Here is a 10,410-nt window from a genome sequence, read left to right on the forward strand (position 1 = left end):
AAATTTTTAAAAGCTATATTGCACCAATGTGCAATATAGCACTAATGTACATATGCATATTATCTATTATTGTTTGTTAAATGTCAATCAAATTTTTAATATTATTTATATTTTTATATTGTAAAATTGTTAAATTTAAATATTTAGCCACATGTAAACCATTAATTAAAATATTGCAGTATATTTAATTGTTAAATATTTAACCAATGAATGCATTATATAATAATATAAACTTTAAATATTTGTTATTGTCAATAATATAACAGCCACTAGTAAAATTATAAATTTTATGATTGAAAATATAAGTCATATCTTTGTCTTTCTATATATTTTCACACACCTTAATAATTTCATAAAATCAAGTAGGAGCTGAATAATTATTTTATTCAGCGACCTCTTACACCACTTGTGCGTACTGTTCGGTACACAACTATTAAATGTAAAGGATATTATTTTTCTTATGATATCCTTTACATTTAATAGTTTTTTAATTAAAATTATTTTTTAATCTCAACTCCTTTAATCTGACTACGCAGTTCCAAAAGTAATCTAGCAGTTTCATCTGTAGTAATTAGCACATTAATAAACTTTGCTTTTAATGCACTTAATATTGATGGAACTTTTTCATGTGATTCTACTACTCCTACAGAATATTTTAATTTTTTTAATCTGTCTAATTCTATAGCAATAGTTCTGTCATTGAGTTCACTGTCAACTATATTTCCATTTATGTCATAAAACCTTGAGCATATTTCTCCTGTAGCATTATTATTATTTACATTCATAGTACTACTATTTCTATACTCACTATTCCATAATAAATTAGATGATTTACCTGGCGATCCTATACCTACAAAAGCTATATTTACTATTTCCCAAAGCTGAGATATATTTTTATAGTTTGTATCCTTTACTATTGCATCTTTTATAATTTTATCAGAAGTTATAGCTGGAGCATAAAGATAATGAGCTTTTGCTTTAAACTCATTTGCCACTTTAGAAACTATAGTACTTACATGATTCTCACTCTCACTATCACTAAACCCCCCAACTAAAGGAACAATGTTAGCAGATATTGGTTTACAATTTGTTAACTCTCTTGACATAGACGCTAAAGTGGTTCCCCACGCAAATCCAATAGCATCGCCATCTTTACTTATTCTCTTTAAATATTCTGCTGCTGCATATCCAAGAGCTTGAGACTTTACAACATTAGTTTGTTTAGGTTCCGATGGTATTATACAAGCCTCTTTAACTCCAAAGATTTTTTCTATCTGCTTTTCTAATTCAAAACATTGGTTATAGTCACTTTTTATAGTAATACTTACTATCCCCTCATCCTTAGCCTTTTTTAAAAGTCTACTTATCGTAGTTCTATAAATACCTAGTTTTTTAGATATTTCACTTTGTGTCATGTTATCTATATAATATAGTTGTGCTATTTTTACTAACATTCTTGTTTCATCCCATTTTGACATATGTCTCGCCTCGCTACTTTCTTAAAATAATATTTGATTTACTTTATCACATTTTTACTAGTATTTAATTTTATTATTAAAAAATATTAATAACACCTTTATTATAATATATATTTGCACATTTGTGAATATGCTTGCATTTACACTTAGGCACATTCAAATAAATAACTAGTCAGTATGCTAGTATATTTGACTTGTTATTTATTTTCATATGCCTTATGTTTTAAAATATAATATAATATAAGTTTTATTCTACGCTACAAAAATAAAAAACAGAAACCTTAGTTATTCTCTATAATAAAAACATATTATAACTTAAGGTTTCTTATCGTTAATTAAATTAATCTACATACATTTAATATTGAACCTTAAGTTAAAGTCTATAAATCCTAGGTCATATACATATTATTTTTTATATAATTGTATATTATTTAATGAACTTATAAAATCATAAAAAGAGCTCTTTTAAATTCATAACTTCCATTAAACTCTTAACCTTTGAATGTGCTAATTTTACGTATCTTTCAGAAGGTTCAATCATATCAGGAACCAATATACATTTTATTCCACCAGCAATAGCAGCTTCTAACCCTCTTTCTGAATCCTCAATCACAATTGCATTACCAGGATCCACATTTAATTTCTTACATGCTGTTAAAAATATTTCTGGATCTGGTTTACTTTTTGTAACTTCATCTCCGCATATTACTTTATCATAATTATCTAATACTCCTGCTTTAGAAAGTAGTTTTTCAGCTCTTTCTCTAGCACTTGAGGTTGCTACAGCTTTTTTTATTTCATTCTTAGTCAAATAATCTAGTAACTCATTAAGCCCTTTCTTTACACCAAGTCCTTCTTTATCAATAATTCTATTAAGGCATTTGTCCTGTTCACTATACATATAATCAAAAAAAAATTTATCACCAAAATACTTTTTAAATTGAGCTTCAATTGATTTTTTATTCATTCCGAGCAACCCTAAAAGGAATTCTTTGGAAATGTCATAATTATATAATTTACCTATCTCTTGCCATGCCCTTATGGTAAGTTCCTCAGTATTAAACATAAGACCATCCATATCAAAAATTACAAGTTCTATTTTACTCATTTATTATTTCCCCCTTTAAGCCACAAGTAAACCTATACAATATAAATTCATTGTATCATACTTAATTATATAATACCGAATATTTTTCAATAAATTCATCTCTTCTTTATTTTCTTATTGATAACAAAATTTGAATATATAAGTAAAACAATAAAAGCTATACATTTCTAATTTTATCTTAGAAACATATAGCTCTTATTGCTTTACCATGTAACTTTGTAAGATAGTTTAATCAAACTAGTACTTATAAATGGCTTAAAGACGTAAACTTAAAATTTTGTAAAAATTTTGAATTAAAACTATAATTTTACTGAAATTTCAAACCAATATAAACTCTATTCCACAGTAACTGATTTTGCAAGATTCCTAGGCTTGTCAATATCGCATCCCTTTGCAGCCGCAATGTAGTATGCTAGTAACTGTAATGATATAACTGTAACTACAGGCAATAAAACACTGTTTACCTTTGGTACATATAGTGCTGAATCCACAGTTTTTTCTATACTGTCATTTCCTTCAACTGTTAAGCCAAGTACTTTAGCACCTCTTGTTGTTACTTCTCTAACATTACTTAACATCTTTTCATACAAATCATTTTGAGTAGCAAGTGCAATTACTATAGTTCCCTTTTCTATCAAAGCTATTGTGCCGTGCTTTAATTCTCCACCAGCATAGGCTTCTGAGTGTATATATGAAATTTCCTTTACTTTTAATGCACCTTCCATTGCTACAGCATAATCAATTCCTCTTCCCAAGAAAAACATATCTTTATGCATATAGGTGTTTTCAGCAAACTTTTGTAATACTTCTTTTTGCTTTAATACTTCTTCTGCCTTTTCCGGCAAAGTTAACATACTATTTTTTATATCTTCAATTTCATCACTAGTCATTGTATTCTTATTTTGTGCTAAAAATAATCCTAATATATACATTGTAATAAGCTGAGTTGTATAAGCCTTTGTAGATGCAACAGCAATTTCAGGACCGGCCCAAGTATATAGGACATCATCGGCTTCTCTTGATACAGAACTTCCCACTACATTTGTTACAGCTAATACTCTTACGCCTTTAGCTTTTGCTTCCCTTATTACTGCTAATGTGTCTGCAGTTTCTCCAGACTGACTCAATACAATTAATAATGTTTTATCAGAAAAAATTGGATCTCTGTATCTAAATTCAGATGCAATATCTACTTCTACTGGTATTCTTGCCATTTTTTCAATTACATATTTTCCTACAATGCCTGCATGATATGCAGTTCCACAAGCTACTATATATATTTTTTCTATATTTTCTATCTGCTCTTTTGTTAATGAAATATTATCTATACTTATTGGTTTCCCTGGCATAATTCTTGATGCCATAGTATCCCTTATTGCTCTTGGCTGTTCATGTATTTCCTTTATCATGAAATGCTCAAATCCACCCTTTTCAGCTGCATCAGCATTCCATGTCACATGCTGTACCTCTTTTTCTAATTTCTTACCTTCTTTAGAATAGAAGTTAATTTCTTCCTTTGTCATTTCTACAAACTCTTTATCATTTAAATAAATTACGTCTCTTGTATAATCTAAAATTGCAGGAACATCAGAAGCAATAAAGTACTCCCCTTTTCCAACACCTACAATAAGCGGACTATCTTTTCTAACTGCAACCACCTTTCCAGGCTCATTAGTTGCCATAATTCCCAATGCATAACTTCCTTCAATTTTTGAAGTAGCTTCAATAACTGCATCTAAAAGATTAGCTTTATAATAATAATCAATAAGATTAGGAACTACTTCTGTATCAGTTTCTGAATAAAATTCATAACCTTTTGAGATAAGAAACTCTCTTAATTCCAAATAATTTTCAATTATACCATTGTGAACAACACTAATGGTTTTCTTCTTATTAGTATGGGGATGGCAATTTAAGTCTGATGGTTCTCCATGAGTAGCCCATCTTGTGTGACCTATGCCCACACCGCCCTCTAATGGATCTTGTTTTAATTTAGTTTCTAAGTTTACCAATCTACCTTTACTTTTAGCTAGGTTCATTTCACCTTTCTTATTGATAATTGCTACTCCTGCTGAGTCATACCCTCTATACTCCAATTTTCTTAAACCGTTCAATAGAATAGATTCTGCATTTTTTTCTCCAACATAACCAACTATTCCACACATAAAATTATACCTACCTTTCAACTTTTAGTTTCAAGGCTTCCAAGCACCATATTAGTATTGTCCCAAAAATCACTTTTTGGTTTTTCCAATATTTCCGGTAGTGCCATACCGCAAGGTATCCGCCGAATTTTCGATACTCCTTGTCCTCGTCAACTTAAGTTTTTTCTGAAATTTTATAATTAATTCAAAAAAATCTAATGAATTAAGATTTCATATTCTTAAGTTCTGGCGCTTAATATACAATTTTTAAAAGCCTTATATTATATATTATACATAAAACCTAATCTTGTGCAACTTAAGTCTGAATTTAATTTATACCATAATAAATTAATATGAAAATAAGGATATTATTACAATCTAATATTTTTAAAATCAATGACTCTAGAATTTCTACAAAAAGTAAAGGTGAAAAGTCCTAAAAAGAACTTCCCACTTCTGGAATCAAAACTCTCAAATATTTTTTATATCTTTAATTTTTTAAGTTAAATTTTATCGTCTACCATAGATCCCTCATGTTCACTAACCCAATTATATGCATCTCTTTTTTCTGAAACTAATAATAAAAATAATACTTCTACAACAACCATAGCAGATACTCTAGTAAAACTAAATTCGTCGAAGAATAGCTTTTCCCTTGTAGCTGTATTTATTTTATATTGACATTTATTAGCTAAAGGCGACTTTTCATGATTTGTTATACAAATTGTTGTAGCATGTTTTTCATTTGCAACATCAATTAAAGTTATAAGTCTTTTAGTTGATCCAGAATTAGATACAGCTATAACCACATCCTTTTCAGTTAATGTATACGCAAAAGCAAGCTGATTTTCCCAAATAGTATTTGCCACCGCGGATATTCCTATTTGACTAAATTTATATGCCCCATCCAAAATTACAGGTATAGTATTACCTAGCGCTGCAAATTGAACAATTCTTGCATTTTTAATTACATTTAATATTTTCTTAATCTCATTTTCATCCATCATGGATATAGTTTGTTTTATTTCTTCAACTTTATTTGCTAATATATTTTTAAGTGATTGATCTATATTATTTGAATTCAAATCATTTGATATATTCTTTTCTTCTGAAGTCACCATTTCCTTTGCCATTTCTATCTTTAGATGATGGAAACCCTTAAAATCACATTTTTTACAAAATCTAATTATAGTAGCTTCACTGACACCACTTTCAAAAGATAATTCTGAAACTGTCATATCAATTACCTTTTGCTGATTGTCTATAACATAATCTGCAATCTTTTTTTCTGCTTCATACAAGGTTCCATATACTGAAAGAATTTTATCCAACACATTTTTTTCTTTATTTAACAATTTTTTATAGCCCCTTTACTAAATTTATCAAAAAAGCGCTTTATTTCTTATTAAATTTCAAATTCATTCATATACTTTTTCAATATTTAAGTCTAATTTCTCTTAATTTAATGATAAATGAAGTGTTTTTTTTCGTCAATACTACGATACAGAAAATAATTTTTTATATAATTAAATATATCTCACTGTCTCTTAGATAATTTATGTCTTAAAAATTATATTTAATAAAAAACAGACTAACTATTGAAGTTTAGCCTGTTTTTTATTATTAATTGCTTCTCTATTTAATATAAAATATATTTTTTATATTTCTGGAGCATATTTTATTAAATATTCCTCAGCTTCTGCATTCCATAATCCATTATGATTATCTACTATTTTATTCAATTCTTTAATAAAATTATCATTATTTATATTCTTCATATTTTCTATTTCTGTTAATTCTAATGATTTATGAGTATATACTACCTTTTTACCTCCAGGTATGTTTGGAAGACTTAATGTAGTTTTTGCCACATCATTCAGACCAAGGATATGTGTAGCAATCTTTGCCACATTTACATCTCCATTTTCAATCAATCTAAGTGCTTGTTTCATATCCTTTGTATTTCCTCCACTTGTACCTACTACATGAGTTGAATTGTAATGTACGTCATAAAAATTAAATTCAGCTGAAAATTTATTATCTACTGGACCAGCAAAGAAATTCAAGCAACCATCATAAGCTAATAAGCCCGAAGCAGATTTTGCTAAAGGTTTTACTGGTGCAAAAACAAATACATCGTCGTAACCATAATTATCTTTTGTAAGTCCTCTTAAATATTCTACATCATTTTCTATATCACTAGTATTAATATATTTTAGGTTTATATCTTGTTTTTTTGCTTCTTCTTCTGTATATAATTTATTAGCCAAATCTATTTTATCTTGAACAATTCCGGTAACAACAAGATTTTTAGGCTTTTTAGGACCATGTAAAGCAAGATCAATAGCTAGGAATCCCATTGGTCCAGTTGCCCCTAGTAATATCAGATTCCCACCTTCACGAATTCCCATCTTGTGCTCATAATCCTCACCATCTGCCATATGGAAATTAGCATTGAATGCACCAATAACACAAGATAATGGTTCAACTAAAGAACCTTCAAAATATGACTTTCCATTATATTCTAATAAGCAATCATTTTCCATAACTACATTTTGAATAAGAATTTTGGTGGCATCTCCACCTATATATTTATAGGAATATCCAGGTGCTAATCCTCCTTCTACTCCAAGATTAGGTTGTATTACAAATTTATCTCCTTCTTTATATTTATGAGACCACTTTTTCCCAACTTTTAAAATTTTTCCACAAAATTCATGTCCTATAATTACTGGATTTTCATGTACATTATTAGGTACTTTTTTGTGATCTCCCCCTAATTCTGATGCTTTATAACTTGACATACATAAACTATCACTAATTACTTCAGCTATAATTTCATCATCTTGCATTTCTGGCAATTCAAATTCTTCTAATCTTAAATCTTCTTTTCCATATAATCTTACTGCTTTAGTTTTCATTTACAAATCCACTCCTTAAATGTTTAATATCTTTTATAATCCTAATTCTTCTCTACTTATTACGAACGTTTATACCTGTACACATTATTGAGAATTACTTTAATATGCCTATCCAATAGCCAAGTATTCCAATAGCGAATAATGCAAATATTAATAAAATTGGACTTATTTTCTTCTTAAGTAACCTCATACATACTAAAGTTAAAGCTAACGCCAATAATCCTGGAATAAAAGACTTATCTAACATATTTTGAACAGTAGTGACAACCATTTTTCCATCAGGTCCTTTAACTGATGAAATTACCAATGGAACATTTATACTAGTCCATTTAGAAACTAATGCACCCATAACAAACAATCCAAGAATAGAAGCACCTTCTGTTAATTTTTGTAATGTATTTCCAGCTAAATCATTTACTACATCTAGCCCTTTTTTATATCCATAGTCAAGTCCAAACCATAACAATGCCAATCTAACAGCATTAAATCCAATAAAAAATATAAGTGGACCTAATATGCTTCCTGTTAAGGCCATAGATGCACCAAGTGCCGCCAATATAGGACGTAAAGTTCCCCACATTATAGGGTCTCCTACTCCTGCTAATGGACCCATTAAACCAACTTTCAAACTATTTATTGATGATTCTTCTATATCTGTTCCATTAGCTTTAGTTTCTTCCATTGCAGCAGTTATTCCTAGAATTGGTCCTACAAGTCCTGGTGTAACATTAAAAAATACTAGATGTGCCTTTAGAGCCCTTATCCTTTCCTCCTTAGTGGCATATAGTCTTTTTATAGCTGGAACCATATCAAAACAAAAACCCAATCCATGAATTCTTTCATAATTAAACGATGCTTGCTGTAAATTACTACGTATAAACATATTTACACGATCTGCTTTGGTAAGTTTCTTTTCATTATTATTTTCATTAGCCATATCGATTACCTCCCATCTTATTTATATTTAATCATCTAACTCATCATCTAATTCATCATCTAACCCAATTTGTGTTCCAGCAGTTGCTTGAACCACATTGGAATTTTTACTAAATTTAGGTATAGAGAATTTAGGGTTTAGCTGGACATATAAAATTGCTGCTATTACTCCTATAACTCCAAAAGCAACTAAATTGAAACTGATAAAGCCTGCTACTACAAATCCTAAATAGAAGAATGGCATTAAATACTTTGTGCCCATCATGTTTAAAACCATGGCATATCCAACTACTACTATAAATCCACTAGCTACCTGTAAGCCCCCTGTAACTACACTAGGTATCATACCTAGAAGGTTACTTATTCCTTCTGGACTTACAAAAATAGAAATTATTAATGCGGGAATTGCTACACGTAAAGCTTGAACTATCAATGCAGAAACATGGCATATATCTATACCTCTAAAATTACCCTTTTCGGCATATCTATCAGCTGCATGCTGAAAAGCAACTGTAATAGTTCTTGCAAATACTGTTAAAACCTGTCCAGCAGCTGCTACCGGCAATGCAACAGCTATTCCTGCTGAAATTGATTGATGGCCTACTATTACTAATATTGCAGAAATTATACTTGCCAAGGCTGAATCAGGTGATTGTGCAGCTCCTACATTCATCCATCCAAGAGCTATAAGTTCTAGAGTACCACCCAATATAATTCCAGTCTTAACATCCCCTAATACTAGACCTATTAATGTACATGCAATAATAGGACGATGGGTTTGAAATGAATCTAAAACACTCCCCATTCCAACAATGCAGGATACAATAAATATTAATACAACTTGAACTGTACCTATTTCCATAAGAAGCCCCCCTAATTTTTATTGTGAATTTTATAATTTATCCATAACATTGACTTTGGAATCTGTGGCTAATGTTCTGATTTCTAGTTCAATTCCTAAGTCATTTAACTTTTTAAAAGCTTCTCTATCTGAGTCATCTACTGAAACAGACTTAGTTATCTGTTTTTTACCCTCTTTAAATGCCATTCCGCCGATATTTACACTTTTAATATCTACACCTCCTTCAACCATTCTTAATATATCTTTAGGGCATGTAAACAAATAAAACACTTGATCATTTTCATATTTAGGATTTTTATAAACACGTATAGCCTTATCAATTCCAAGTACATTTACCTTAATTCCCGGTGGCGCTACCTGAAGTAATAAAGATTTTCTAACTGCATCATTTGCCACTTGATCGCTACAAACAATTATTCTTTCTGCTTTTGCTTCCTTTGACCACACTGTAGCAACTTGTCCATGGATTAATCTATCATCTATTCTCACTAAATTAATTATCATTTTATAATTCCTCCTCATCTATATCTTTTTGTAATTGTTTACAAGAGCGAATATATGAATTTGAGCTCTCATTTATAGTTTTTACTATATCTTCAATTTTAATATTTTCACCATCTCTAATAGATAAAATTTCTAATAACATTGGCAAGCTTACACCCGTTAGAATATCAATATTTTCATTTGCTGCTGCAACTTCAAAGGCTGCATTGTATGGACTCCCACCAAATAAATCCACTATAATTAATACTTCTTTTGAATCTTTAAAATTTGCCAATTTCTCTTTATATTTAACTTTTAGATTCTCCGTATTTTCTCCTGGTACAAACAATATGGTTTCTACATTTTCCTGCTTACCAAAAATCATTTCTGCTGAATTTAGTAGTTCTCCTGCCAATTTACCATGAGCGGCTATAATAATAGGTATCATTTTAAAATCATTCCTTTCAATAATTAATCA

Annotated in this window: 9 protein-coding genes; all 9 read right to left on the bottom strand. The window is 29.6% G+C overall.

What is annotated here, in order from left to right; translation table 11 throughout:
- Window positions 1–497: 497 nt before the first annotated feature.
- On the bottom strand, window positions 498–1,478 hold the full coding sequence (locus tag RH99_RS16210; protein ID WP_010240684.1) for a sugar-binding transcriptional regulator: 981 nt from the start codon (window positions 1,476–1,478) through the stop codon (window positions 498–500).
- A 448-nt stretch (window positions 1,479–1,926) separates the two neighbouring features.
- Window positions 1,927–2,586 (bottom strand): HAD family hydrolase, encoded by a 660-nt coding sequence (locus RH99_RS16215; RefSeq protein ID WP_010240686.1) that lies wholly within the window; start codon window positions 2,584–2,586, stop codon window positions 1,927–1,929.
- Window positions 2,587–2,921: 335 nt separating this feature from the next.
- Window positions 2,922–4,751 carry a glutamine--fructose-6-phosphate transaminase (isomerizing) gene (gene glmS / locus RH99_RS16220; RefSeq protein WP_010240688.1) on the bottom strand — a complete coding sequence of 610 codons (1,830 nt, stop codon included), beginning with the start codon at window positions 4,749–4,751 and terminating at the stop codon, window positions 2,922–2,924.
- Between the two features lie 482 nt (window positions 4,752–5,233).
- On the bottom strand, window positions 5,234–6,085 hold the full coding sequence (locus tag RH99_RS16225; RefSeq protein ID WP_010240690.1) for a MurR/RpiR family transcriptional regulator: 852 nt from the start codon (window positions 6,083–6,085) through the stop codon (window positions 5,234–5,236).
- 303 nt (window positions 6,086–6,388) lie between these two features.
- The gene (locus tag RH99_RS16230) at window positions 6,389–7,651 is read right to left on the bottom strand and encodes a zinc-binding dehydrogenase (protein ID WP_010240692.1); all 1,263 of its coding nucleotides are present in this window, start codon (window positions 7,649–7,651) and stop codon (window positions 6,389–6,391) included.
- 94 nt (window positions 7,652–7,745) lie between these two features.
- Window positions 7,746–8,588: a PTS system mannose/fructose/sorbose family transporter subunit IID gene (locus RH99_RS16235; protein ID WP_010240694.1), complete on the bottom strand. Its 843-nt coding sequence runs from the start codon at window positions 8,586–8,588 to the stop codon at window positions 7,746–7,748.
- A 27-nt stretch (window positions 8,589–8,615) separates the two neighbouring features.
- On the bottom strand, window positions 8,616–9,449 hold the full coding sequence (locus RH99_RS16240) for a PTS mannose/fructose/sorbose transporter subunit IIC (protein WP_010240697.1): 834 nt from the start codon (window positions 9,447–9,449) through the stop codon (window positions 8,616–8,618).
- 30 nt (window positions 9,450–9,479) lie between these two features.
- Window positions 9,480–9,953: a mannose/fructose/sorbose PTS transporter subunit IIB gene (locus RH99_RS16245; protein ID WP_010240700.1), complete on the bottom strand. Its 474-nt coding sequence runs from the start codon at window positions 9,951–9,953 to the stop codon at window positions 9,480–9,482.
- A 1-nt stretch (window position 9,954) separates the two neighbouring features.
- Window positions 9,955–10,380: a PTS sugar transporter subunit IIA gene (locus RH99_RS16250; protein WP_010240702.1), complete on the bottom strand. Its 426-nt coding sequence runs from the start codon at window positions 10,378–10,380 to the stop codon at window positions 9,955–9,957.
- Window positions 10,381–10,410 lie beyond the last annotated feature (30 nt).

It is taken from the genome of Clostridium arbusti SL206, assembly GCF_000246895.1.
Classification (GTDB): domain Bacteria; phylum Bacillota; class Clostridia; order Clostridiales; family Clostridiaceae; genus Clostridium_I; species Clostridium_I arbusti.

What these genes read in the sequence shown, in the direction of transcription:
- glmS (WP_010240688.1), bottom strand. Translation starts at nt 4,751, where the DNA reads ATGTGTGGAATAGTTGGTTATGTTGGAGAAAAAAATGCAGAATCTATT.
- RH99_RS16250 (WP_010240702.1), bottom strand. Translation starts at nt 10,380, where the DNA reads ATGATACCTATTATTATAGCCGCTCATGGTAAATTGGCAGGAGAACTA.
- RH99_RS16235 (WP_010240694.1), bottom strand. Translation starts at nt 8,588, where the DNA reads ATGGCTAATGAAAATAATAATGAAAAGAAACTTACCAAAGCAGATCGT.
- RH99_RS16210 (WP_010240684.1), bottom strand. Translation starts at nt 1,478, where the DNA reads ATGTCAAAATGGGATGAAACAAGAATGTTAGTAAAAATAGCACAACTA.
- RH99_RS16230 (WP_010240692.1), bottom strand. Translation starts at nt 7,651, where the DNA reads ATGAAAACTAAAGCAGTAAGATTATATGGAAAAGAAGATTTAAGATTA.
- RH99_RS16215 (WP_010240686.1), bottom strand. Translation starts at nt 2,586, where the DNA reads ATGAGTAAAATAGAACTTGTAATTTTTGATATGGATGGTCTTATGTTT.
- RH99_RS16245 (WP_010240700.1), bottom strand. Translation starts at nt 9,953, where the DNA reads ATGATAATTAATTTAGTGAGAATAGATGATAGATTAATCCATGGACAA.
- RH99_RS16240 (WP_010240697.1), bottom strand. Translation starts at nt 9,449, where the DNA reads ATGGAAATAGGTACAGTTCAAGTTGTATTAATATTTATTGTATCCTGC.